General features: G+C 36.6%; 25 protein-coding genes and 1 rRNA gene. 16 read left to right on the top strand and 10 right to left on the bottom strand.

Going from position 1 to position 23,576, the window contains the following annotated elements; genetic code table 11:
• The first annotated feature begins 136 nt into the window (after nt 1-136).
• From rrf to AAV97_RS13390, 3 genes are all read left to right on the top strand, one after another.
• Nucleotides 137-251, top strand: a 5S ribosomal RNA gene (rrf, locus tag AAV97_RS13400).
• 243 nt (nt 252-494) lie between these two features.
• A complete protein-coding gene (locus tag AAV97_RS13395; protein ID WP_046760828.1) occupies nt 495-998 on the top strand; it encodes a DUF2004 domain-containing protein in 504 nt (167 codons plus the stop codon).
• 167 nt (nt 999-1,165) lie between these two features.
• Entirely contained in the window at nt 1,166-2,356 is a 1,191-nt protein-coding gene (locus tag AAV97_RS13390; protein WP_046760827.1) for a hypothetical protein, read from the top strand.
• A gap of 65 nt (nt 2,357-2,421) precedes the next feature.
• Here AAV97_RS13390 and AAV97_RS13385 read toward each other — a convergent pair whose 3' ends face one another.
• The 5 genes from AAV97_RS13385 to AAV97_RS13365 all read right to left on the bottom strand — a co-directional run bounded on the left by AAV97_RS13385 (nt 2,422) and on the right by AAV97_RS13365 (nt 6,514).
• The gene (locus AAV97_RS13385) at nt 2,422-3,528 is read right to left on the bottom strand and encodes a porin (RefSeq protein ID WP_004830376.1); all 1,107 of its coding nucleotides are present in this window, start codon (nt 3,526-3,528) and stop codon (nt 2,422-2,424) included.
• A 219-nt stretch (nt 3,529-3,747) separates the two neighbouring features.
• Nucleotides 3,748-4,164, bottom strand: a complete 417-nt coding sequence (locus AAV97_RS13380) for an HIT family protein (RefSeq protein ID WP_004830377.1) — start codon at nt 4,162-4,164, stop codon at nt 3,748-3,750.
• Between the two features lie 28 nt (nt 4,165-4,192).
• The gene (locus AAV97_RS13375; RefSeq protein WP_004830378.1) at nt 4,193-4,459 is read right to left on the bottom strand and encodes a YARHG domain-containing protein; all 267 of its coding nucleotides are present in this window, start codon (nt 4,457-4,459) and stop codon (nt 4,193-4,195) included.
• An 81-nt stretch (nt 4,460-4,540) separates the two neighbouring features.
• Nucleotides 4,541-5,413, bottom strand: coding sequence for an NAD(P)-dependent oxidoreductase (locus tag AAV97_RS13370; RefSeq protein ID WP_046760826.1), 873 nt, complete (start codon nt 5,411-5,413; stop codon nt 4,541-4,543).
• Nucleotides 5,414-5,422: 9 nt separating this feature from the next.
• Nucleotides 5,423-6,514 carry an alpha/beta fold hydrolase gene (locus tag AAV97_RS13365; protein WP_046760825.1) on the bottom strand — a complete coding sequence of 364 codons (1,092 nt, stop codon included), beginning with the start codon at nt 6,512-6,514 and terminating at the stop codon, nt 5,423-5,425.
• A gap of 141 nt (nt 6,515-6,655) precedes the next feature.
• On the opposite strand from AAV97_RS13365, the gene AAV97_RS13360 reads away from it, so the two are divergent.
• The 10 genes from AAV97_RS13360 (at nt 6,656) to AAV97_RS13315 (ending at nt 16,633) form a co-directional block, all read left to right on the top strand.
• Complete coding sequence (locus AAV97_RS13360) at nt 6,656-7,843, top strand: O-succinylhomoserine sulfhydrylase (protein ID WP_046760824.1); 1,188 nt, start codon at nt 6,656-6,658, stop codon at nt 7,841-7,843.
• Between the two features lie 111 nt (nt 7,844-7,954).
• Nucleotides 7,955-8,284, top strand: a complete 330-nt coding sequence (locus AAV97_RS13355) for a YbaB/EbfC family nucleoid-associated protein (protein ID WP_004830383.1) — start codon at nt 7,955-7,957, stop codon at nt 8,282-8,284.
• A 10-nt stretch (nt 8,285-8,294) separates the two neighbouring features.
• On the top strand, nt 8,295-8,891 hold the full coding sequence (gene recR, locus AAV97_RS13350) for a recombination mediator RecR (RefSeq protein ID WP_004830384.1): 597 nt from the start codon (nt 8,295-8,297) through the stop codon (nt 8,889-8,891).
• A gap of 351 nt (nt 8,892-9,242) precedes the next feature.
• A complete protein-coding gene (locus AAV97_RS13345; protein ID WP_046760823.1) occupies nt 9,243-10,385 on the top strand; it encodes a ribonuclease D in 1,143 nt (380 codons plus the stop codon).
• Nucleotides 10,386-10,589: 204 nt separating this feature from the next.
• Nucleotides 10,590-10,895 (top strand): YcgL domain-containing protein, encoded by a 306-nt coding sequence (locus tag AAV97_RS13340; protein WP_005032050.1) that lies wholly within the window; start codon nt 10,590-10,592, stop codon nt 10,893-10,895.
• Nucleotides 10,861-11,301 carry a hypothetical protein gene (locus AAV97_RS13335; protein ID WP_042066816.1) on the top strand — a complete coding sequence of 147 codons (441 nt, stop codon included), beginning with the start codon at nt 10,861-10,863 and terminating at the stop codon, nt 11,299-11,301. Before AAV97_RS13340 ends, AAV97_RS13335 begins: the two co-directional genes overlap by 35 nt.
• Before the next feature lie 20 nt (nt 11,302-11,321).
• Nucleotides 11,322-12,173, top strand: a complete 852-nt coding sequence (locus AAV97_RS13330) for an AAA family ATPase (protein ID WP_046760822.1) — start codon at nt 11,322-11,324, stop codon at nt 12,171-12,173.
• Between the two features lie 15 nt (nt 12,174-12,188).
• Nucleotides 12,189-13,376 carry a vWA domain-containing protein gene (locus AAV97_RS13325; RefSeq protein ID WP_046760821.1) on the top strand — a complete coding sequence of 396 codons (1,188 nt, stop codon included), beginning with the start codon at nt 12,189-12,191 and terminating at the stop codon, nt 13,374-13,376.
• Nucleotides 13,377-13,778: 402 nt separating this feature from the next.
• Nucleotides 13,779-14,987, top strand: a complete 1,209-nt coding sequence (gene trpB / locus AAV97_RS13320) for a tryptophan synthase subunit beta (protein WP_046760820.1) — start codon at nt 13,779-13,781, stop codon at nt 14,985-14,987.
• A 212-nt stretch (nt 14,988-15,199) separates the two neighbouring features.
• Nucleotides 15,200-16,633 (top strand): MoeA protein, encoded by a 1,434-nt coding sequence (locus tag AAV97_RS13315; protein ID WP_046760819.1) that lies wholly within the window; start codon nt 15,200-15,202, stop codon nt 16,631-16,633.
• 80 nt (nt 16,634-16,713) lie between these two features.
• On the opposite strand, the gene AAV97_RS13310 is transcribed toward AAV97_RS13315, so the two are convergent.
• From AAV97_RS13310 to AAV97_RS13300, 3 genes are all read right to left on the bottom strand, one after another.
• Nucleotides 16,714-17,145: a CBS domain-containing protein gene (locus AAV97_RS13310; RefSeq protein WP_004830393.1), complete on the bottom strand. Its 432-nt coding sequence runs from the start codon at nt 17,143-17,145 to the stop codon at nt 16,714-16,716.
• A 147-nt stretch (nt 17,146-17,292) separates the two neighbouring features.
• On the bottom strand, nt 17,293-17,670 hold the full coding sequence (locus AAV97_RS13305; RefSeq protein ID WP_004830394.1) for a DUF2750 domain-containing protein: 378 nt from the start codon (nt 17,668-17,670) through the stop codon (nt 17,293-17,295).
• A 178-nt stretch (nt 17,671-17,848) separates the two neighbouring features.
• Nucleotides 17,849-18,082, bottom strand: a complete 234-nt coding sequence (locus tag AAV97_RS13300; protein ID WP_004719607.1) for a hypothetical protein — start codon at nt 18,080-18,082, stop codon at nt 17,849-17,851.
• Nucleotides 18,083-18,305: 223 nt separating this feature from the next.
• Between AAV97_RS13300 and AAV97_RS13295 the strand changes: the two genes are divergently transcribed.
• On the top strand, nt 18,306-18,665 hold the full coding sequence (locus tag AAV97_RS13295) for a hypothetical protein (RefSeq protein WP_004830396.1): 360 nt from the start codon (nt 18,306-18,308) through the stop codon (nt 18,663-18,665).
• A 260-nt stretch (nt 18,666-18,925) separates the two neighbouring features.
• Nucleotides 18,926-19,252 (top strand): hypothetical protein, encoded by a 327-nt coding sequence (locus AAV97_RS13290; protein WP_005032035.1) that lies wholly within the window; start codon nt 18,926-18,928, stop codon nt 19,250-19,252.
• Nucleotides 19,253-19,262: 10 nt separating this feature from the next.
• Here the strand turns inward: AAV97_RS13290 and AAV97_RS13285 are convergent, their stop codons facing one another.
• Together AAV97_RS13285 and AAV97_RS13280 are read right to left on the bottom strand one after the other, a co-directional pair.
• Entirely contained in the window at nt 19,263-20,873 is a 1,611-nt protein-coding gene (locus tag AAV97_RS13285; protein WP_046760818.1) for a M16 family metallopeptidase, read from the bottom strand.
• Nucleotides 20,874-20,886: 13 nt separating this feature from the next.
• Complete coding sequence (locus AAV97_RS13280; RefSeq protein WP_034708571.1) at nt 20,887-22,248, bottom strand: M16 family metallopeptidase; 1,362 nt, start codon at nt 22,246-22,248, stop codon at nt 20,887-20,889.
• Between the two features lie 209 nt (nt 22,249-22,457).
• Here AAV97_RS13280 and ftsY point away from each other — a divergent pair, with 209 nt between their 5' ends.
• A complete protein-coding gene (gene ftsY / locus AAV97_RS13275; protein WP_004830400.1) occupies nt 22,458-23,567 on the top strand; it encodes a signal recognition particle-docking protein FtsY in 1,110 nt (369 codons plus the stop codon).
• Nucleotides 23,568-23,576 lie beyond the last annotated feature (9 nt).

Raw genomic sequence — 23,576 nt, 5'->3', positions numbered from 1 at the left:
TGATTCATAAAAGATCAAAGATACTTGATTTAGTTGTAAAGCTAGTTACAATAACCAACTCAAATGTTCTTCTGTTAAACTCATTTGGAACAAAGTAAGGCATACCCATAAGACCCGAAAAAGTCCATAACAGTTTGCTGGCGACAATAGCAAGAGTGAACCACCTGATCCCTTCCCGAACTCAGAAGTGAAACCTCTTAGCGCTGATGGTAGTGTGGGGTTACCCATGTGAGAGTAAGTCATCGCCAGCTTTTAATTCTTAAAACACCCTCAACTAAAATGTTGAGGGTGTTTTTTTATGCGTAAATCAAAGAAAAAATAGAAAAATGAAAAGTGAAAAAGTCCCATAAAGAACAAATATAGGAAAATATGAAATAGAACAGCAAAAAATATACCATTCATATATTTTAACCAATAGTAAATAGTGTCTAAAATAATTTAATTTGGTTAAGCCGAATACATTGTTTAAACACAAAAGCATGAGGACTATAAAAATGCCAGCATATACTTTGCCGTATTTTGGAACTATAAACTCAGAAAACTTAGAAGAATATTATGAAGTCGATGTTGAGCTGAATGGAAAAGTGATTCAAATCGATTTGAATTTTGAAGCGAATACTTTGAGTTTAGAAAATTTTGAACGAATTAAATCATTTATAGAAAATATAGAAAAATTTGACCAAAACAACCACGCTTATATTCAACAAAATTTTGAAGGTGAGCATGACGGTACTGTCAAAGAATATGTGGATTTTCATCTTGATGAATTGGGTGATGATTTCTTAGCACATATCGGGATTTCCAACTCAATAGACAAGGCGCAACAGTTTTTAAACAAGTTATATTTAACAAGGATCGGGCTTTATCCAGATGGGAAATATGACACATCGTATTTTGCAGTATTTGATTACACAGTTAATCGTGAATTATCTGATCAACTGATGGTGGTCAAAACAGATCATCAAGGTCATTTAGATCATTTGAGTTGGGAGAGCTGATATACAGCGTTAAACCTAACATGTTCATAACTTTGCTAATATGAAACAAAGCTAAAGCTTTAAGCTTGATATATTTAGTATTGAGTTTATATACTTATTTACACAATCATCAGTACTCAATTTTTAGCTGAAAAATGAATAGTGCAGTTTAAAAATAATGGATGAACATGGATAGAGATACTCCCATTTATATTTCTTTAACAGGTACGGATAGCCATCAAATCAAAATTCCTGCTGGTCAAGGGAGTTTCTCGATTGGGCGAATGGGTATGGACAAGAAAAAGTTTGATGTTCTTGTTGGTGAAAATGCTGTAATCGATTGGGATGTCTTTAATACCTTTTATACGCCACATGGTCAACAAAATGCGCATTTGCATCCTTATGGAGATTGGCCAAGATTTTTTTACTATTGGGGAAATGATATTGGTTTTGTGGAGTGGTCGAAGAAGAGAGTAATTGAAAATTTCTTTTGGCAACCCTCTCGCTCGTTGTGTCTTGATTTGAATGATGCCCAAATTCGTAATCTTGCAATAAAAAGTAATAATGATCTAATCAAATTGACTTTGGAGAAGAGCAATAATATTAGTTTATATTCACTTCATCTCTCTGGAAAAATTGAGCTTTTTGAAATTAAGACCAAGCAAGAAATTCATCATATTCGAATAGAACCCAATACTGAGAAAGATCAATCTGTATCCGCGTACCATCTTCCAATTATTCCTGACTTGGCAAAAATTAGTTCACTCGATGTAATTGTTAAACCAATTGGTCAGGCTTTTGATTGTGAAAGCTTATTACAGTTTCCTAATTTGAAAAATTTGAACTTAACCGGGAATATAACCAATACAGCATGTTTAAAACAACTTCACCAACTTGAACGTATTGGAATACGCTATGCAGTAAATTTGGAAGGCTTTCCTGCTTTAAATACTTGGGAAAACTTAAGCTCTTTCATTGCATGGAATATTGATGAAAAAACTGGGAAAACATTAAATACCCAATTAAAGCATTTAGCTAAAGAAAAACAATTGGATTATTCTTCGGTGTCTAAACTGAGAAGTCCAATATGGTTTAGCACTGAATATGGAATTCCATTTGAAAACTGGGAAAACAAAAATGCAAAAATTGCGATCAAAGCATATAAATCTGCTTTAAAAAAAATCTCCAAAGCACAGAATGAGCAAGATGTGAAAGAATCAATTATTGAACTTATAGAGATGATTAATACATTACCCAATATTGAAACTGTTGAAAGGGAAGATACAGGAGTTGCTGTACAGCAACTTGTTGAAGCCTCAAAATTTGATATAGACCAAGAAATAGTAAATGTATGGTTCGATAAGGTTCGAGATTTTTAGAAAATGTGTTAGTAAAAAAAACGGCAAGTAAACTTGCCGTTTTTATGTAAACCTTCGATTCGATATTAGAAGTTGTATTCCATACCTAGACCAATAACTGTTTTTTTCTTCTCTGGTGTTGAAGTTGCAGTCCAATCACGCTTTTGTTGACCTACTACACCGTAGAAACGAGCTTGTTTGTTGATGTTGTAGTCTGCACCAATACCATATAAGTCTTGTTTACGGTCATCACGACCATCTAATTCAGTTGTTGCAGAAATATATTCAGCTTTCAATTTAATTGGCGTAGATGGAATTACATAAGCAGCAGTGATGCCATATGCATTTTCTTTTAAGCCTTTAAAAGATGTAACTGTTGTACCAGATGTTGTTGAAACTGTGTCATCTGTTGGTTTAGCAGTTTGCCATAAAGCACCAAGTACTAAACCATCGATACCTGCTGGTTTCAAGTCGATAGAACCTGTAACACGAATCGCATCAGAATAAATTGTGTTGCTACCTAATTCTGAGTTGTAAGCATTATATTTAGATGCTACACCGAAGTTACCTGCAACTGCTGCTGCTAAACCGTAATCTTTGTTGTCATAAGTAAGTGATGTTGAAATACCATCACCAAACCCATCGCGGCTGCCTTTTTGACCTTTTGCTGAGTTGTTTAATGCAGAAGATTCTTCACCTTGTTGGAACATGATATTAAAAGCTAAACCAGCCAATAATTTTTTATCAGTTTCAAAACCAATCACATTCTTTAAACGATCTTCACCGACCAAAATTGCAGTCATATCAAGTTCATTGTGATCGTTAAAAATATCTTGGTTGTTTCCTGCAGCATTTTTAAAGTATGAATCAAACTGACCCACTTTCAATGTTGCAATGCCGTCTGATTTAATCCCCACAAAGCGGTTACGGTTACTGAATGCATCACCGTCACCATCAGCACTGATTTGCCATTCTGCTAAATATACAGCAGATAATTTATCAGTTAATTTTTCTTCACCTTTTACACCAATACGAGAAGCATTCGAGTTTACTTTGGTTACGCTTTCGTCTTTAAAGCCATTATTATCGATTTGATCTAAAGTTACGTTGAACTTACCATACAATGTTGGCGCTGCTTGAGCTGCGCTTATGCTAAGGGTGGCGATTGCTGCAGCGAGTAGCACTTTTTTCATTGAGATTTCTCCAAAACATGTTCAATGCGAGTTTGCTGTTACTTTTTTTTACTCAGTAAGTCTTGTTTTGAACATGACTTACTAACTTGCATGCAGTATCTGTAAACTTTGTTACATATAAGTGAAGAATAAATGACAATTTGATGACGTAAACTTTATATTGATGTAATTTTGATAAAAAAAATGAGGCAATAAATGCCTCATTTACAAAGAAAAATTTTATATCAGTGCGGACTTAATTTTTTCAGCCAATACTTTAATTTTTTCTTGATCGCCCATTTGTACAGCATGACGACCTAATTCGTGTACAGAGCTTGGAATAAGATGAAAGTGTACATGTGGCACAGTTTGTCCAGCTGATGCGCCAGAGAGTTGCATTAAAACAATCCCTTTTGCATCTAAAGCTTTTTCAATTGCCTGAGCAACTTTTTGTACAATTTTAATGGTATAGGCAGCAGCTTCTGGTTCTAAGTCCAATAATGTAATGGCTTTGGTTTTTGGAATAACTAAAGTGTGACCATCTGCCTGTGGCATGATATCCATAAATGCAAGTACATGATCATCTTCATAAACTTTTAATGCTGGAAGTTCGCCACGTAAAATTCGAGCAAAAATATTCTGATCATCATAAGCCATATTTACTTCCTTAAATGTATGAATGTAATTATTTACAATTCAATTCTTTCTGACGTTCCTTGATAGAGTCAAGTTTTTGTTGCTCTTTTTCAGTAAATTTAGGCTTGCTTGTATAACAATTGTCATTATTATATTTTGCCTTTGCCTCAGGATCTTTGAAACAGAAACCTTTTGATGCATAAATCACATTGTAATCATCCTGCAATTTTTTGCATTCTTGTGCATTATCTGCGAAAGCTTGTGTGCCCACAAAAATGGATAAAGCAGACAGTGTAGCAATAAAATATTTGTTCATGAGTTCGCCTCAAAATTGACATAATCGTGTGTCACTTGATTAGATTATAGGGGCTTGTTGTGATTATTCAATGACGAAAAATTAATCTAGTGTAATTTTGCTCCATGATTCATACATTTTTACCGCAGTTGAAAAGTCACTGTCGGGTGTTGCAAGGCTGTTTGCTGCTTGGATTAGGCTTTGTGTTAAACCAAGAATTGGTGTAGAGAGTTTCGCCTCGCGAACTAAATCAATGGCAATTCCTGTATCTTTTGCCAATAAAGGTAGCCCAAAGGTCAGTGGAAAACTTCTGTTGAGAATACGCTGCGGAAGGATTGATTCAGTAACACCACTTTTTCCGCTTGAAGCATTAATACAATCTAATGCCTCATGTAAATTTACGCTATGCGCTTTGAGTGTGGTGAAACCTTCTGCGGCGGCACATAAATGAACCGCCATCATCATATTATTAACAGCTTTAACCGCAAATCCAGCACCGGAATCGCCAACATGTTTGATTAGTTTTCCCATTGCTTGCATTGCAGGCAAAGCGCGTTGGAATGCATCATTCGATCCGCCCACCATGAAGGTGAGTGTGGCATTTTCAGCACCAATGGTTTGTCCGCTTACAGGTGCATCCAAGAATTCAATATCAAGTTGTTTAAGCTGTAATGCTTGTTGACGTGCTGCATCAGGCACACCGCTGGTGCAATCTACCCAGATTGCACCTGATTTAATTTTTAGTCCCTGAATTAAATCATCAACATCTTGACTGGTGGGTAAGCATGAAAAAATTATATCAGCCTGAACAGCCTGTTCTAAAGCTACCGCCTGAGTGCCGAACGCAGTTGCATGTTGTTTGGCTTTTTCAAAATTTCGATTCCATACATAAACAGTATCAAAATGTTGAGGCAAATGTGCTGCCATACGATAGCCCATAGCACCTAAACCGATAAATGCAACTGTAGTATTCATAACTGTCTCTTAACTTTTAGTCGATCGTTGTTCTAACCATTTGGATAATGTAGGCCAAAATTCTTCTGCACTTTTTTGGCTAGACATCAGTCCTAAATGTCCTCCAGGGATTAGAGTAAACGTGACATCGATACTATTTGTCAATTCGATTAAAGGCTTAACTGCATCGGCGGTGACCATTTGATCACTTTTTCCAGCACCCACCAACAAAGAACAATTGATATTTTTAAGTTCTATTTTATGTCGGCTAAGTTGTATAACACCATTTTTTAGTGGATTTTGAAGCCATACATTAAACAACATATCTTGATTGACACCCCCAGGATAATCCACCATATGATTGAGAAAATTTCCCAGTGTAGCATGCTCATGTAAAAGTGCTCGATCATCTAAATTGAGTAATAATTGTTTGTGACCTTCATACCAGCCTTTGGGATCAAGAATTTTAAATCCAATCGCATTTAGTAAACCAGGAGTATGGATCAGTTTTCTCGGTAAGCCTCCTTTATAAAGTGTATCTTTAAGTTTTTGGTTTTTGATAATCAGACTATTGATACGTTGATACAGTTTTCCAATTCCACCAGAAGCATAACTGTCGATAGGACTGGCGAGTACAATGAGATTTTTTACATGATTGGGCTGACGTAAGGCACTGTATAGTAATACAAAAATTCCGGCCATACTCCACCCATGCAGTGAAATTTGATCACTTTGTGAATGCTCTCGAATCTTGTCGATACATAAAGGCATGGATTCGTCGATAAAGTAAAGGAAGTTTAAGTCACGATCTTGATAGCTTAATTTTCCCCAATCCAATAAATAAACATCAAAGCCTTGTTCTGTAAAATATTTGATTAATGAGCGATACGGATATAGATCATAGATCGCCATATTGATCGACAAGGGTGCGGTAAAAACCAAAGGTTCTTTAAATTTTTTTTCTGGCGCAGCATAGTAACGTACTTTGGTTTGATGATGCTCTGCAATCACTTCATAAGGTGTACTTTGAGATAAAACCAGTGACTTGCCATTGAAAATCCGTGTCGTCAAATTTTTTAACTTGGCTTTCCTTGCTTGGAACTTGGCTGATACTTGGGTCATAAGCGATGTTTGTCTCATTTTTATACAGATTTATGCGAAGTGTATGTGATAATTTGCGATTTTACCTTGACCTTAAATACATAGGACGCTCAAAATGTTGGCAATATTTTACAAAGGCAGTTTTAGGACTGAGCAGTTGAAATGAGCCAGCACCACGACATTGAATACCAACTTGACACCTTAGCGATTCGTACAGGTCATACTCGCAGTTTTGAAGGGGAACATGGAGAACCAATTTTTCTGACTTCATCATTCGTTTATGAAAATGCCGCTGAAGCAGCAGCAAAATTCTCAGGTGCTGAGCCAGGTAATATTTATTCACGTTTTACCAATCCAACGGTTACGATGTTTGAAAAGCGTTTAGCTGCTCTTGAAGGTGGTGAACGTGCTGTGGCAACAAGTTCAGGTATGGCAGCGATTATGGCTGTAGCGATGTCTTTCTTGAAAGCTGGCGATCATGTGATCTGTTCACGTGCTGTTTTTGGTTCAACAGTCGCGTTGTTTGAAAAGTATGTTGCTAAATTTAATGTTGCCGTGACTTTTGTTGATTTGACTGATCTAAGCGCATGGCAAGCAGCTGTTCGCCCTGAAACAAAATTACTTTTTGTTGAATCGCCATCCAATCCATTGGCAGAAGTAGCTGATATTCAAGCCTTATCTGATTTGGCACATGCAAATGATGCTTTGTTGGCGATTGACAACAGTTTCTGTACGCCAATCTTGCAACGTCCTCTACAATTTGGTGCGGACTTAGTGATTTATTCAGCAACTAAATATTTAGATGGTCAAGGTCGCGCATTAGGTGGTGCTGTTGTTGGTAGTCACAAACTTCTAGAAGAAGTATTTGGTTATGTAAGAACGACAGGACCGTCGATGAGTCCTTTCAACGCTTGGGTGTTTTTAAAAGGTTTAGAGACGCTAAGACTGCGTATGAAGGCGCACTCTGAAAGTGCACAGATCATTGCTGAATGGTTGGTTAAACACCCGAAAGTGGAAAAAGTTTACTTTGCTGGATTGCCCGAGCATGTTGGTCATGAATTGGCGGCAAAACAGCAAACAGGCTTTGGTGGGATTGTTTCATTTGAGGTGAAAGGTGAGCGAGAAGGGGCTTGGAAAGTCATTGATCACACACAATTTATTTCAATTACTGGCAACTTGGGCGATGCCAAATCGACCATTACTCATCCTGCAACAACAACACATGGTAAGCTTTCGCCTGAAGCAAAAGCTGCAGCGGGCATTCGTGAAGGTTTAATTCGTCTGTCTGTTGGTTTGGAAGACGTCAATGATATTATTCGCGACCTTTCTCATGGATTAGATTTAATTTAAGATAGGCGTCATTGCTCAAATACAGTCTTGCACCCATTTGTGATTTTTGAAAAAAATAGCCAATGTGTGCAAGACAAAAATTTATTTAAAGACTTTTGTTCGGAGTACCTTATGAACATTAATATGTTGATGCAACAAGCACAGCGCATGCAAAAAGACATGGAAAGTAATGTTAAGAAAGCTAAAGAAAAACTTGCTCAAACTGAAGTTCAAGCAGAAGCGGGTGGTGGTTTAGTCAAAGTAACGATGACTTGCCGTAATGTTGTTAAGCGTATCGAAATCAGCCCAGATTTATTACAAGATGATCCAGAAATGATCGAGGATTTGATTGCAGCTGCAATGAATGATGCTGCACGTCAAGCAGAGGCTATTTCAGAAGCAACCATGAAAGAAGCTAATTCAGGAATGGGTCTACCGCCTGGTCTTTCAGGTTTGTTCTAAGGAATCTTAGGTGTTTAGCGACCGTTTTGATCAGCTTGTACAAGCGTTACGGATCTTACCAAGTGTTGGACCAAAGTCGGCTCAACGCATGGCATTACATCTGATTATGAAAAACAAAGAAGGCGCGATTGGTTTGGCGCATGCGTTAAATGAAGCGACTTCTTTTATTCATGAATGTAGTATTTGCCACTCTCTGACAGAAAATGAAGTTTGTGATATTTGTTGTTCGAATGATCGTGATGATCAACTGCTTTGTGTAGTCGAATCTCCAGCTGATGTTATGGCAATTGAACAAAGCGGAAGTTTTCGTGGAAAATATCATGTATTGGGTGGTCATTTATCGCCTTTAGATGGAATTGGTCCAGAAGAAATTGGTATACCTTACTTGGTACAACGTTTGAGTGATGGCAATATTACTGAAGTGATTTTAGCAACCAATGCAACTGTAGAAGGGCAAGCGACAGCACATTATCTTGTTGAAGCAACCAAACATCTTTCACTACAGATGACAAGAATTGCTCAAGGTGTTCCACAAGGCGGTGAGCTGGAATATGTGGATAGCCATACATTGAGTCAAGCAGTACACAATCGTATGCGGATGAAATAATACTTTTTGTCTTCAACAGATGTCGGGTTTGTTTATTTTCAGTCACTTTATTTTGAATTTAAGGTGTTTAAAAGATAAACAAACTCGATTTTATTTAAAATTATTTACATAACTTTTAGAAAAATTAGGTAAAATCCCTTAGATAGAACGGTCAGTCTATGATTCGTTATTTTTTCTAAAGGATCAATTCATTAAGTTCTAAAACCTATATATAAAATGGATATTTTAAAAATAATTTTATTGAAAAATAAGACATTTATCTCAAATTAGTTCAAAAATATTATATTTAAATTTTATATATTAAGGTAAAATCATATTTCATTTGAATGTAACATTTTGACTTAAACTGACATGTTCCAATTTATTAATCAACAGACTGAACTTGAATATGTGTTGAATTTAATGCAACACACATCAACATACGGTCTAGACACTGAATTTATCAAGGTTGATACATTTTGGCCTAAACTCGGTGTATTTCAAATCAATGTCAATGGTCAAGTGTTTTTACTCGATGGTACCACGCTCAATTTAGATCAGTTCTGGCATCGACTTTTTCAAGCGCAGCAAAATATTTTTCATGCTTGTGGTGAGGATATTGATTTAATCTACCATTATGCTGATAAAAAGAATCTTGAGAATGTGTTTGATACGCAAGTGGCGTTATCTTTCCTCGGGCATGGCTTACAGGTCAGTTATCAAAATGCCTTAAAACTGATATTAGACATTGATATTGACAAAGATCAGACCCGTTCAGATTGGTTAGCTCGTCCTTTGACCACCGAGCAGATGAATTATGCTGCAAATGATGTTTTATACATTATGAGATTGGCTGAAAAAGTTAAAGCGCAGTTGGAACAGAAGAACTTATATCAACAAGTATTGGAAGATTGTCAAAATCTCACCTTTGAAATTGCTTCAGAAACACCAAAAGAAAAGTTGTATAGTGATATTGGTAACTATCGTCATTCGCGCAAACAATTGATGCAATTACAACAATTGTGTGTGTGGCGCGAAGAAATGGTCAAGGCATTGAATCAACCCTGCAGTTTTATTCTTAAAAATGCCACGATGATTGATTTGGTTGAAGTTAATCCGAAGAATAACTTTCAATTGTCTAATGTAAAGGGCATTCGACCTAATATTGTTCGTGAACACGGTAAAACCATTTTAGACTTATTAAAATTTTTACCAGAGATGGATGAGTGGCCATTACGAATCGCACGACCAATTAAACACTCCTCGCAAGGTATCACAGTTGAAGTTGATGAGTTAATTTCACAAATTTCACTGGATACGCAAGTCCCTAAAGAAGTACTCATGCGTAAAAAGTGGTTGAATGCTTTGTATCATCATGTGGTGTTTCAAGGTAAGGAACAAGATTTGCCACGCTATTTACTGGGTTGGCGTTATGAACAATTGACACAACCCCTGATTCAGTTATTACATGCCGATGTTCACTATTTAAGTATGCAAATGAAAGTGAATGAATAACTTGATGTCATATTTTGATGGTCTGTTTGCTTAGCTTTTCAACAAGATCTGTGAATGCTGTGTCATGATATGTGATGCTTTATTTTTACTCAAAGATTTCACAAATGATCATAAATAACGACTGATACGTTAAATTTCGATAATGTATCTGTCGTTTTTTTCATGTATGCTGTCACATAAGTTTTATAGAAGCTGTTGTTTAAAATGCATTGTGATATTTATAAATCGAGCAAGAAAGATGAAATGTATCTTTATGTGGCTCGTCCTAATCATCCAGACCATGACGAAAGTGCAGATCCTTTAGAGGTACTATCTGAACCTGTACGTATTGCTTTTGGTCGTGCAACGCATGTCATGCACCTTGAACTTAATGAATCAAGAAAATTAGCACGAGTAAATGTTTTACATGTAATTGATTCACTGAAGACGAAAGGCTTCTTTATTCAAATGCCGCCAGAAGGTTTAATTAACCCTAATGCGGCAGAACCAGAGGGATTACGCGGTGCTTGATCAGTTATCAGGAATATGGACAAGTTTTTTAGATCTATTGGATTCGATCCCAGAAGATAATATTGCAATTTCTGTCTATATTCTTGGGACGCTCTTAATTTTATGGTGTTGGTATTCGATTTCAAAACGATTGCCATCACCACTTGGTGGGATCACATGGATTATTGTATTTGCAGTTCTTGCAACACCCACCATTTCTGAAGGACCGAACTCAGCAATTGCACCTGCAATATTTGGATTGTTATTTGGTATTTTAACCAAAGATTCTGCATTGATTTGGTCAAACATTGCCTTGATTGCATTTGTGATGGGGCTGGGATTAATCATCGGATTTTTTTGGTCTAAATACAAAACCAATAAAAATACGCAAGCCAACGCTGTCGCTAAAAATATTTCACCACTTTAAATAAAAAATAAAGGTAATCTATGTCTGTTGATGCTCAACAATTCACTGGTACTGAACAGTATATCGCAACTGATAGTTTAAAATTAGCCGTAAAGGCTGCTCGCGCACTTCAAAAACCACTACTGGTTAAAGGTGAACCTGGGACAGGTAAAACTTTACTAGCAGAACAGGTTGCTGAAAGCTTAGGACTTAAACTGATTACATGGCACATTAAATCGACAACAAAAGCACAGCAAGGCTTATATGAGTACGATGCTGTATCACGTTTACGTGACAGTCAGTTGGGTGATGATCGTGTCTATGACATCAAAAACTATATTAAGCCCGGAAAGTTGTGGCAAGCGTTTACCAGTGAATCACGTTGTGTATTATTAATTGATGAAATTGATAAAGCAGACATCGAGTTTCCGAATGACTTGTTGCATGAATTAGACAAGATGTCTTTTTTTGTTTATGAAACAGGTGAAACGATCACTGCTACTCAGCGTCCTATCGTGATCATCACTTCAAATAATGAAAAAGAACTTCCTGATGCCTTTTTACGTCGTTGTTTCTTCCATTATATTGAATTCCCTGATGAAGCGACCATGCGTGAAATTATTGCAGTACATTTTCCCAATATTTCTGGAACTCTGGTTTCTGAAGCTTTGCAAGTCTTCTTTAAATTGCGCCAAGTTCCAGGCTTAAAAAAACCACCCTCAACGTCTGAATTGATTGATTGGTTGAGTTTACTCATGGCAGATGATATGCCAGAAGATGTTTTGCGTAATCATGATAAAGCGAAAGCAATTCCACCCTTGTATGGCGCATTGATTAAGAATGAGCAGGATGTTCAATTGCTTGAACGTTTAGCCTTTATGTCACGTCGTTAATGAGGAGATCGCCATATGTTTGTGCGATTATTTTATACCCTCAGAAAATATGGTGTACCTGTATCTACCCGTGAATTGATTGATCTCAACCAAGCGGTGAGTGAGGGCTTGGTGTTTGCTGATCAAGATGATTTCTATCAATTGGTGAAAACGGTCATGGTCAAAGATGAGCGCTTCTTTGATAAATATGATCGTGCCATGAAAGATTATTTTGAAGGAATTCACACCTTTGATATTGATGATTTGCTCAGCAAAGTTCAAAAACTGCCAAAGGATTGGTTTGATTTAGAGCTACTTGAAAAGCATCTGACACCTGAGCAACGTGCTGAATTAATGAAAGCAGGTTCGCTTGAAGAATTGATGAAAATGTTGGAAGAACGTTTACGTGAACAACATAAAAAGCATCAAGGTGGTAATCGAATGGTGGGTACTGGAGGTACTTCTCCATTTGGTGCCTATGGTGACCACCCAGAAGGTGTTCGAATTGGTGGACCAAGCCGCAAAAACTCAGCAGTCAAAGTATGGGAGCAGCGTAAATACCAAAATTTGGATGATGAGCAAATTTTAGGTACACGGCAAATGCAAATGGCTTTACGTCGGTTGCGTAAGTTTGCTCGTCAGGGTGCTGCTGAAGAGTTAGATATCAACAGTACTATTTATGAAACTGCCAAGCAGGGCATTTTAGATGTACAAATGGTCCCCGAACGGCGTAATCGTATTAAAGTTTTGATGCTATTTGATGTGGGTGGTTCGATGGACGCTCATATTGCACAATGTGAAAAATTATTCAGTGCAGCAAAAACAGAATTTAAAACTTTAGAATATTTTTATTTTCATAATTGTTTATATGATTACGTTTGGAAAGATAATCATCGCCGTTCTTCTACACGAATGAACACATGGGATTTGTTTAATACCTATGGTAAAGACTATCGTGTAATTGTTGTTGGTGATGCCAGTATGGCACCCTATGAATTAAAATCGGTGGGCGGTTCCGTTGAATATATGAATGATGAAGCTGGTGACGTATGGTTACGTCGCTTACGCAATCATTTTGAAAAAACAGCGTGGCTGAATCCAGAAGAACAAAATTACTGGCACTACACGCAAACCATTGCCTTGATTAAGCAGATATTTGAGGACCATATGTTTCCAATGACTTTAAAGGGCATTGAAGATATGACCAAATATTTGTCACGCTAAATTAGGGATCGTATCAAGGCCTAGTTTGTTTTTTGGGTTGGTAAAAAATAGCTTCTGAAGTAGGCTAAAATTGCGCATGAGATGTATATGGCGTGAGACATGAAATACAACAATAGTGAAGCTATTTTTAAATTTCATGTCGATGCTTATGATCGTCTAAGATAATTTTAGCCATAGGCTGAGCCAGAATAACGCAAGGTCGAGCTTGTAGCATCAAGTATAGTGAAGACTAAAATGGTTCTACTATGGGCTTGTTGCCTTGTGAAATAATATTTTTATCATTTAGAATAATTCAATTTCGTAAGTTGTGCCGTGTATGAGTTAAAACATTGAGTCGAAAATATTGCAGAACTGTCAATAGACCCACTCATTCAACGGCTTATATTTTAATGAGGGATAGATATGGATCATCAAATTAATGGTATTGCACTGCCAAATGAACAAGGATTTTTTGGTGAATATGGTGGTCAATTTATTCCACCACATTTAAAAGCGGCAATGGACGAAATCAACATTGCTTATGAAGAAATTCGTCAAACTGCTGAATTTCAGAATGAGTTAGCGGATTTATTTGCCAATTATGTTGGTCGCCCAAGCCCTTTATTTTATGCCAAACGCCTTTCTGAGCAATTGGGCGGTGCACAAATTTATTTAAAGCGTGAAGATTTAAATCACACTGGCGCACATAAAATTAACCATTGCTTAGGTGAGGCTTTACTTGCCAAGTATATGGGTAAAACCAAAGTGATTGCAGAAACGGGTGCGGGTCAGCATGGTGTAGCCTTGGCGACTGCTTGTGCACTTGTAGGGATTCCATGTGAAATTCATATGGGACAAGTCGATATTGAAAAAGAGCACCCGAATGTTGTCAAAATGAAAATTTTAGGCGCTAAATTGGTTTCAGTTACGCAAGGTACGGCAACATTGAAAGATGCGGTAGATAGCGCATTTGATGAATATTTAAAAGATCCACAAAACTTTATTTATGCGATCGGTTCTGTGGTTGGTCCACATCCATTTCCAAAAATGGTACGTGATTTCCAATCTATTATTGGCAATGAAATTAAAGTTCAAGCACAAGATCGTTTTGGTGCTCAACCCGATTATGTGGTTGCCTGTGTAGGTGGCGGTTCAAATGCAATTGGCGCATTTACAGCATTTTTAAATGATGCAGAGGTTAAACTGGTTGGTGTGGAACCTGCTGGTCATGGTTTGGATACTCAACAGCATTCAGCAACATTGACTTTAGGAAAGCCAAGTCAAATTCATGGTATGGCTTGCTATGTACTTGAAAATGAGCAGGGTGAGCCGTTGCCTGTGCATTCGATTGCATCAGGTTTGGATTATCCTGGTGTTGGACCACAACATAGCTTTTTGAAAGATTTGGGACGTGTGGAATATTCAACTGCGACTGACCAAGAATGTTTAGATGCATTTATGATGCTGTCCCGTGTAGAAGGTATTGTACCGGCATTGGAAAGTTCACATGCTGTGGCTTGGGCAATTCGTGAAGCACCGAAATTATCGAAAGAAATCAAAATTGTGGTCAATCTTTCTGGGCGTGGTGATAAAGATGCAGACTATGTTGCTGGCAAGTTAAATCTCAACTGATTTAAAATTCAACAATCTAAAACCTGGCTTCGGCTGGGTTTTTTATTTATCTGTTATCATAATGAAATTATTGAACTTTATTGGAGAAAAAGAGTTTAAACGACGCCATTAGCATAATTTATTTGATATGTAAATTATATCAAATAGCATATTTTTAATAAAAATCATTGAAGCATCATCGCTTAATTTTATAACATTGTTGAGTTATTACATTGGAAATCAGAAACCGTAAATATATAAATTATAATTTATGGCAGCAAGAGCATATTGCTCAAGTCATGCCTATTTCAAATTTAACAGAAAAAATTTCCTTAAAAAATTGTTTAGGTAGAAAGCTTGCAGAAGATATTTATGCTAATTCAGCGTATCCGACTCTAGCATTATCAGCAATTTGTGGGAAATTTTTGAATATTCAAGATGATATTACTTCTGTAGAACAGTATAAAGAAATCGAAACGATACATTTCTTTCGAAATTTAATGAATGGGGAAAATCCATTTGCAATTAAACAGACAAACACATTCCTATCTGATATAGCTCCATATATGAAAATAGGAGATATAGCAAATACGGTGATACCCTTAGAGCAACATTTACCTTGGTTTAGAGCAGCTTATCTTAGTCCTGAAAAAGGAGATGTGTTGGCTGATATAAAAAAAGGAACGGGCATTGTCAATATTGGGGCTGATTACCAAGAGAAAGATTTAGTTTTAAAAAAAGATGATATTATTACAAATTCCAAAAAAGCCTTATTAAGACAGGCTGGTATAAGTGAAATAAAGGTTTATAAAAAATTAAGATTTGCTGTGCTGTGTGTAGATTATGACCTCGAAAATTTGAATAAAAATTTTGAAATGGAATATATTCAAGATTGCATGCAAAGTTGGGGTTTTGATTTTGAAGTAATTAAAATAAAACCATTCAAGAATGTCCCGCTAGATACAAAAACTACGGATGACAGCATTGCGACTAGTTTTGAAACTTATTTAAACAATATTCAGCAGGTGACCCAAAACTACGATTATATTGTTGCGTGCGGTTTAGCAGATCATCGTTTTTTCAATCAATTGGGTTTGTTTAGATCTCTGAATGAGTTAAGAAGACTATATTCTCAAGGTGAATATAATCAAAAAATTCAATCGTCTGGCAATCATTTCAGATTATTTTCAGGTGATTTAAGAAACCCAGTATGCCGAGAAGAGGTAAAATTCTACAATGAACAAGGACGTTTAATTGTCCAAAGGACGATGAAGTATGAAGATAAAGCGTTGATGGGCTATATCTCAGGTTATATTCTTGACATCATTGTAAATATGCATTTACTGGTAAAGCCAACAATATTGCAACGGATGTACCGAAAACCATTTTTACCTGAATGGAAAGTAGGAGTATTATCCCATGATTATAGTTTTGATATTGACCGAGAGTATAAATACAAAATTTTATGGGCTTATGTATCACGTACGGCTTATGATGAAAGCTATAGAATTGTGACCAAAGAGATTCCAGAAATTAAAATAATCAATGTTGAAAATGAACGTCCTGATATGCTGAATTTCTTTAAAGAATGTAATTGTTTTATTCCAGTATTAAATGAAGATCATCAGTTAAAAGCAGGTGATTATTTTTATTATCTAGAAATTTGAAAAATGATTGAAATATTCATTATGATTTATAGTTATTGATCATATAGCCCTTCATTTGAAGGGCTATATCTATCTTTTTCTTAACCTGAAATATATTGTTGTAATTGTTCAATTAATTTTCTTTGATCTTCCATCGTGGCTTTAACAAGATCACCAATAGATACAAAACCAACTAATTTTTCTGCTTCAATTACCGGTAAGTGACGTAAATGACCATCGGTCATTAGACCTAAACACTGCTCGACTGTATGGCTGCGTGTTACAGATATAACTTTGGAGGTCATAATCTCAGCAACAGTTGTATGATCTGAAGTACGCTGCATAAGGGCAATTTTACGCGTATAGTCACGCTCAGAAAGAATGCCGACAACTTTGGTGTCTTCTGTGACTACGACAGCACCAATACCTTTATTTGCCATAAGTGTAATGGCTTCTAATACAGTGGCAGAGGGGGAAATCGTGTAAATTTCGTGACCAATTTTATCTTGGATGACTTGTGCTACTGTCGTCATAATTATTCTTCCTTTTCTTTGGTGCTGATCAATCTGCACCTCTTTAAATTAACTGTATTTTCTAACTTTGCAAATACTCTACAGTCACAAAATATAAAGTTTATTTTTTACAACATTTTGAAAAAATCAAAATATACTGCTTGTTCTTTACGCCGTTTGAAATTGAGCGGTATTGTGAAAAAAGAAATGATCCATTTGAGTGGTTGATAGTTTGAATTTCCGAGATGAAGAATTAAATAATGCAGGCATGATGTTCAAGCGGGTAAGCGTTGGCAATAAAGATTCTCTAAAGTCTTTTGGTGTTATTTTACGTGGTGTATAGTGAGGCCAGTGAATCTTGGCATATTGATGTGCTTGAACCGCATTGAGCCAAAATGGGAAGTAGACTTCTTCTGAAGCTGATTTCATTGCCCATCCTTCATGATAAAGCCCCCAAAGTACACCACAATACATCAGTGATTTTAGAATAGAAATTTTAATAAACAATTCGTTCGATATTGGTTGGAGGTGGATATACTTCTTCATAGTCGATAGTCTGTTTATGTACCAGTGTTATTGTAATAGAAATACATTTAAGAACTGTGAGTACTTTATAGTGAATCGTAAGCATTTATTAAAACAATAAAAATTGTATCAAATGCGTAAGTATTTATTAATCAAAAAATCTTCAGGCATTAAAAAACGCCACCTAGGTGACGTTTGCTTATGCTTGCATCGTGGCCATCTTTTGCCAGTACTGCGCTTTTAGAGAATCACGTTCTACGCGGAAACCTTGGTAGTAAAGTTCTGCAAGAAACATTGCTGCTTTACCATGTCCAGCTTTTGCTGCATCTTCTAATGCTTTTACTGCTTCTACAAAGTTCATTTCACATTGGATTGTGTTTACAGCATCCGCATATACATGTTCTAAGTCTTGATGAGAGATTTGGTGAATCATAGGTAACTCCTTATTGTAATTATGATCTTTTAACATAGCTCCCCATCGGAGCTTATACTTAACTAATCTAACTTAACTTTATTAAACTAATATTACAGTTTGCGTTACTTGTCAAGTAATTTGAAATCTACACTTGACGAAAATAAGATTACATGATTAAACATTAAACAGAAATAATATTTATTAAAATCAATATGAGAATTAAGACAAAGGGAGAGCAAAAATGACAAACACGATAGATGGCTTTACTTTTGATGTACCCGCTGCTGAGTCTCAGATTGTTGAATTAGCTCAGTATCATCGTCGGCAGTTGGATGAAGCAATTTACCATCAAGAAATTCATCTTGGTGATTATTGTTTAGCCCAACGAAAACGTGTTTATGATTATACCAGAAATTTAGACCCAGTGCAAAAAAAGAACTTTTACCATGTTTATGATGGGGAATTAAGACGTCTCGCTGATGATGACGATCTACATCCTGCACATGCTGAAGGCGGTGTAAGTATTTTTGCTGTATGTATAGCTTTAGCAATTATTGCAATCATTCTATATTTTGCATTCTTACGCGCAACCATTCTTTGATTGTTGTGTCTTGAACTTATTAACAGCTTTATCTGAATTGATCTCAAGCCCTTTTCTAGAATAGAAGAGGGCTTTACATGTATATTAGTCATGGAGCAGTTGAGAGGGTAAAAGGTCATATTGCATGTTCTGGGAGTCAACTCATCTTGTCATAGAGCAAAGACTAAACATCGATCTTTGCAGTGTTGTTCAGGTGTCGCTCAAAAAGCGCTATATTTTTATATTCAGAATGATAAACTATCTGTAATTAGAGGTAGTTCATGCAAAAAATCAAAGATTATTTTCAAAAATTATGCTGTTCATTTCCTGTGGAAAAAATCTTGAATTCTTTTGTTGTTGTGATCATCGCACTGATGATTGTTCTTGCAACATTGGCTCTATTGCGTCCAATAAGCCCAGAACAATATCAATATGTGATTCAATATTCCCAACAAGCCGCTTATCCTCAAACCCAAAATATAGCTAAACAATTACAACATCAGGATCAAATCAGTGTTGCTGATTATCTGCGTTTGTTGCGAGCTTATCACTTTGAACATCAGCGTGTTAGAGAATATCCTGCTGTGGATATCACTGATCCTGAATAATCCTCAAAAGCTATTTTAAAGACTCTTCTTGAGGGCGAATGGTTTTTTTGATGATCAATGCTGGGATATCTGGCATTGGATTTTTCTTTATTTCGTGAGTTTGACCTGATTGGATTTGAGGATTGGCACCTATATCATCTTTCAGCATTTGTTTGAGTGCTTGTTGATCCAGTGTAGGTGCAACAACAACCAAAGTGAGACGATCCGCGCGGAGATGCTTTTGGATTGCTGTTTGAACCTGCTTGACGGTAATCTGACTCAATTGTTTTTGATATTGGGCTAAATAATCGGCAGGCAGTTGATAAAATCCAATCGATGCAATCTGTGCATTAATATTAGCATTTGAACTAAAGGTCATTGGAAAGGAACGTAGCATCCCTTCTTTGGTTTCCTCAAGTTGCTTCTTTTGTACAGGTTTTTTGACAAAATCACGCAATGCTTGATGTGCAACTTGAATACTGTCCATCAATTGATTTTGTTCAGTTGCATAGTTCAAGCTAAAAAAGCCTTGTGCCAAAGTGGTCGCTAAGGTGCTATATGCGCCGTAGGTATAGCCACGTTTGACGCGAAGTTCTTTCATAAGTACTGAATTAAAACCACTACCGCCAAACATTTGGTTAGCGACTTCTAAAGCTATTCGATCAGGATCACTTCGTTTTACACCCAGATGCCCCATCATGACATTGGCTTGTGTAGAATTAAATGGAATGTAATGAATACTAAAATCATGTTGTTCTTGCGGTTCTGGTAATACTTCAGCTGCTTCACCTTGAGTCATATTTTGGCTAATGGTATTGGCAAGTTGAGTCGCATCAGCAGCAGTTAGATTCCCTGTAATGGCAATATTCATATTTTGAGCAACGAGTAATTTTTGTCTAAATGAACGTAGTAACTCTGGCGTAATTTTTTTTAAACTGCCGTTGGTGCCAACAGTGGGTTCAGCATAAGGATGTTGTCCATAGAGTGCACGATAAAAACGGATGTTCATCATTCTGCTTGGATTTTCTTGAATTTGTTTTTGCCCAACTTTGGTATTGTTGAGGATAAGATTTAAACCAGATGGATTAAACTGGGCATGATTGAGTACATGTAACATCATATTGACAGCTGGATTTAATTTTTCCGGATCTGACAATACGCGTAATCTTACGACAAACATGTCTCGATATGCGGTTACATTGAATTGAGCACCTAAGCCTTCAAAAGTAGATGCGATCTCTTTCGCTGAAAATTGATCTGTACCTTCAGTAATCAGTTTGGCAGCCATATTCGACATACCAAATAGTCCCTGTCCCAATGCTTGATCCTGAGAAGAACCTGCATTGAATGTCAGTTGAATATCGACGATGGGGAGGTCAGTTGTAGATACAAATAAGGTTCTAACTTTTTGAGTGTTGTCTAGATCTTGTACAAATGGAGTATGATATTCTTGCCGATTATCCAAATTTTTTAAGCTTTGTAAGGTTAAATTAGATTTTAATACAGCATCATCTAATACAGTGTCACTTTCATCATGATTATCGATTTCGACTTCAGCATAGTTGACACTTGAGTAGAGTAAGGTGATCAATACGAGTAATGGTGTTTTAAATGAATAAATAGAGAATGGTTTGAAATTCATGATGCTTCCTTATTTATTCTTTTGAATCTTCGGGTAATAAATACAAACTACTGAGATTGTCTTTGACAAAATAAATATTGGCAATCCGTTTTAAATCCTGTGGTGTCACTTTGTCATAATGCTTTGGCAATTCATCCATCAAACGAAAACTTAAACCATTCACTTCTAAGTTGCCAATCATGTTGGCCTGACCACCAATATCATCTTGGCTGTAAATTAAATTGGAAACGAAGTTATTTTTTACGCGATCTAGTTCGGCTTGATTAACCAATTCTGTTTTAAATAAGTTCATTTCTTTTTCTATTGCTTTCTGCGCATCTGGCAGGGATACACCATCGCTCGGTATTGCCGAAATCATAAATAAGCTGTCACCTCGATTATATGGATCATAACTGACACTAATGGCAGTAAGGACTTTTTTATCGCGAATGAGGCGATCTTGCAAACGTGCTGAAATTCCACCATCGAGTAAGGACTGAATGATGGTCAATGCATAAGCATCCTGAGGGTTTTTTGCTGTAGCGATAGATTTAACATTCCATGCCATAAACAAGTTTGGAACTTGTACTGGAAGGTGAACTTCCATATGTCGATAACCCATTCGATCAAATTCCAGCACATCATTGCGATCAGGAAGTTCTTTTTTCGGGATTGCTGCAAAATATTTTTCGACTTGTTTTAATGCTTGCTCTGAGTTGACATCTCCTACAATAACGAGTGTTGCATTATTGGGTGTATACCAAGTTTGATACCAATGTTTGAGATCATCTAAACGAATATTTTGTAGATTTTTCATAAATCCAATCACGGGTTGTCGATGATGGCTGGTTGGATAGGCAATCCATTTAAAACGTTCAAAAGCAAGATTACGTGGATTATCATCTGTTCTTTGCCGTCTTTCCTCCATAACGACTTTGATTTCTGGGTCAAAGTCCTGCTGTCTCAACACCAAATTGGTCATTCGATCTGCTTCAAGTTCTAAAGCTAAGGGAAAATATTTTTTAGGGTAAAGCTGATAATAATTGGTGTAATTGGTATAGGTTGCTGCATTAGTACGTCCACCATAAATTCGGCTTAACCGAGCAAACTCATCATCTGGAACTTTCTTTGTTCCCTTAAACATCATATGCTCAAGTACATGAGAAATACCGAGTACATTCCCAGATTCATCACTACTGCCGACACCATACCAAATTTGAGTCATGACAATAGGGGAGCGGTGATCTTCGCGGATAATGACTTTTAGACCATTCTTTAGCGTAGTTTCAAAAGTTGTACGTGCAAGTTGACTTTCTGGGGCTGAATGAAGCTGAGTATTGAAAGTATAAGTGCATAAGAATAATAAAGGCGCAATAATAACTTTGGAGTGTTGCATAAGTTGTAAGAATTTAGATTTCAAAATATACACAGATGACCTAAAAAAATTATTCTAAATTTATAACTATTCTTAAAAAATGAACCAGTTAAAGCAAGGCGATCGTGTTGCATTTTGGTTCGCTTGTTTTATCGCTGCTTTAACGCTAAAAATGTTTCAATCTATGCTAAACTCATTGTTTTTAACGCTATGCTTTTCAAGGAATCGGCATGCAAGAACAGCAAAATAAATTCTTGATTGATGCGGATATCGGGGATGACGATGTCACATTACCTAGTTTACCAGCCGTCAATGTGCCTATTATTGAAAATAATAAAGTAGAAATACCGAAAACGGAATCTACTCAAGCTGATAGTCAAGAACAACAGATTGAAGCGACTGAAGAAAAAGCCAAAGGTGGTTTTTTCAGTCGTATGAAAGAAGGTTTGTCTAAATCACGCAAAAGCTTCGCAGATGGTATGGTCAACATATTGATCGGCGGAAAAGAGATTGACGATGAATTGCTAGAAGAAGTTGAAGAACAGCTTTTAGTTGCTGATATTGGTGTCGAAGCGACAAAAACCATTATTGCGAATTTAACTGAGCGTACTGAACGTGGAGATTTGATCTATTCACATTCATTGTATAAAGCTTTGCAAGAAGAGTTGGTGACATTACTTGCACCACGCGTAAAACCATTGCATATCGACCCAAATAAAAATCCATTTGTGATTTTAGTGGTTGGGGTAAACGGTGTGGGTAAAACCACTACAATTGGTAAGTTGGCAAAACGTTTACAGGGTGAAGGCAAAAAAGTCATGCTTGCCGCAGGTGATACATTCCGTGCAGCAGCAACTGAACAGCTTCAAATCTGGGGGGAGCGTAATAATATTGCTGTTGTTGCTCAAGGTCATGGTGCTGATAGTGCGTCTGTAATTTTTGATGCTTTTGAAAGTGCGCGTGCTAAGGGAATTGACGTTCTTATCGCAGATACCGCTGGACGTCTACACAATAAAAGCAATTTAATGTCTGAACTGACCAAAGTAAAACGTGTAATGCAGAAAATTGATGCGACAGCGCCGCACGAAGTGATGTTGGTTGTGGATGCGGGTACAGGGCAGAACGCGATTAACCAAGTGGAAATGTTTGATGAAGCTGTAGGTCTTACAGGTCTAACGATTACTAAATTGGATGGTACTGCAAAAGGTGGAGTGCTATTTAATATTGCCAGTCGTACACATGTACCAATCCGTTTTATTGGTGTTGGTGAAAAAATAGATGACTTACGCCCATTCTCTGCTAAATCATTTGTAGCTGCTTTATTTGAAACAGATAAATGATTGTAGTCT

The sequence above is a fragment of the Acinetobacter sp. Ag2 genome, assembly GCF_001005515.1.
Classification (GTDB): Bacteria; Pseudomonadota; Gammaproteobacteria; order Pseudomonadales; family Moraxellaceae; genus Acinetobacter; species Acinetobacter bereziniae.
Note: the sequence above shows the minus strand (reverse complement) of the source record. Positions and strands in the feature narration are given on the sequence as shown.

Coding starts and splice junctions, on each gene's coding strand:
- AAV97_RS13395 (WP_046760828.1), top strand. CDS start 495: ATGCCAGCATATACTTTGCCGTATTTTGGAACTATAAACTCAGAAAAC.
- AAV97_RS13390 (WP_046760827.1), top strand. CDS start 1,166: ATGGATAGAGATACTCCCATTTATATTTCTTTAACAGGTACGGATAGC.
- AAV97_RS13385 (WP_004830376.1), bottom strand. CDS start 3,528: ATGAAAAAAGTGCTACTCGCTGCAGCAATCGCCACCCTTAGCATAAGC.
- AAV97_RS13380 (WP_004830377.1), bottom strand. CDS start 4,164: ATGGCTTATGATGATCAGAATATTTTTGCTCGAATTTTACGTGGCGAA.
- AAV97_RS13375 (WP_004830378.1), bottom strand. CDS start 4,459: ATGAACAAATATTTTATTGCTACACTGTCTGCTTTATCCATTTTTGTG.
- AAV97_RS13370 (WP_046760826.1), bottom strand. CDS start 5,413: ATGAATACTACAGTTGCATTTATCGGTTTAGGTGCTATGGGCTATCGT.
- AAV97_RS13365 (WP_046760825.1), bottom strand. CDS start 6,514: ATGACCCAAGTATCAGCCAAGTTCCAAGCAAGGAAAGCCAAGTTAAAA.
- AAV97_RS13360 (WP_046760824.1), top strand. CDS start 6,656: ATGAGCCAGCACCACGACATTGAATACCAACTTGACACCTTAGCGATT.
- AAV97_RS13355 (WP_004830383.1), top strand. CDS start 7,955: ATGAACATTAATATGTTGATGCAACAAGCACAGCGCATGCAAAAAGAC.
- AAV97_RS13345 (WP_046760823.1), top strand. CDS start 9,243: ATGTTCCAATTTATTAATCAACAGACTGAACTTGAATATGTGTTGAAT.
- AAV97_RS13340 (WP_005032050.1), top strand. CDS start 10,590: ATGCATTGTGATATTTATAAATCGAGCAAGAAAGATGAAATGTATCTT.
- AAV97_RS13335 (WP_042066816.1), top strand. CDS start 10,861: ATGCGGCAGAACCAGAGGGATTACGCGGTGCTTGATCAGTTATCAGGA.
- AAV97_RS13330 (WP_046760822.1), top strand. CDS start 11,322: ATGTCTGTTGATGCTCAACAATTCACTGGTACTGAACAGTATATCGCA.
- AAV97_RS13325 (WP_046760821.1), top strand. CDS start 12,189: ATGTTTGTGCGATTATTTTATACCCTCAGAAAATATGGTGTACCTGTA.
- trpB (WP_046760820.1), top strand. CDS start 13,779: ATGGATCATCAAATTAATGGTATTGCACTGCCAAATGAACAAGGATTT.
- AAV97_RS13310 (WP_004830393.1), bottom strand. CDS start 17,145: ATGACGACAGTAGCACAAGTCATCCAAGATAAAATTGGTCACGAAATT.
- AAV97_RS13305 (WP_004830394.1), bottom strand. CDS start 17,670: ATGAAGAAGTATATCCACCTCCAACCAATATCGAACGAATTGTTTATT.
- AAV97_RS13300 (WP_004719607.1), bottom strand. CDS start 18,082: ATGATTCACCAAATCTCTCATCAAGACTTAGAACATGTATATGCGGAT.
- AAV97_RS13295 (WP_004830396.1), top strand. CDS start 18,306: ATGACAAACACGATAGATGGCTTTACTTTTGATGTACCCGCTGCTGAG.
- AAV97_RS13290 (WP_005032035.1), top strand. CDS start 18,926: ATGCAAAAAATCAAAGATTATTTTCAAAAATTATGCTGTTCATTTCCT.
- AAV97_RS13285 (WP_046760818.1), bottom strand. CDS start 20,873: ATGAATTTCAAACCATTCTCTATTTATTCATTTAAAACACCATTACTC.
- AAV97_RS13280 (WP_034708571.1), bottom strand. CDS start 22,248: ATGCAACACTCCAAAGTTATTATTGCGCCTTTATTATTCTTATGCACT.
- ftsY (WP_004830400.1), top strand. CDS start 22,458: ATGCAAGAACAGCAAAATAAATTCTTGATTGATGCGGATATCGGGGAT.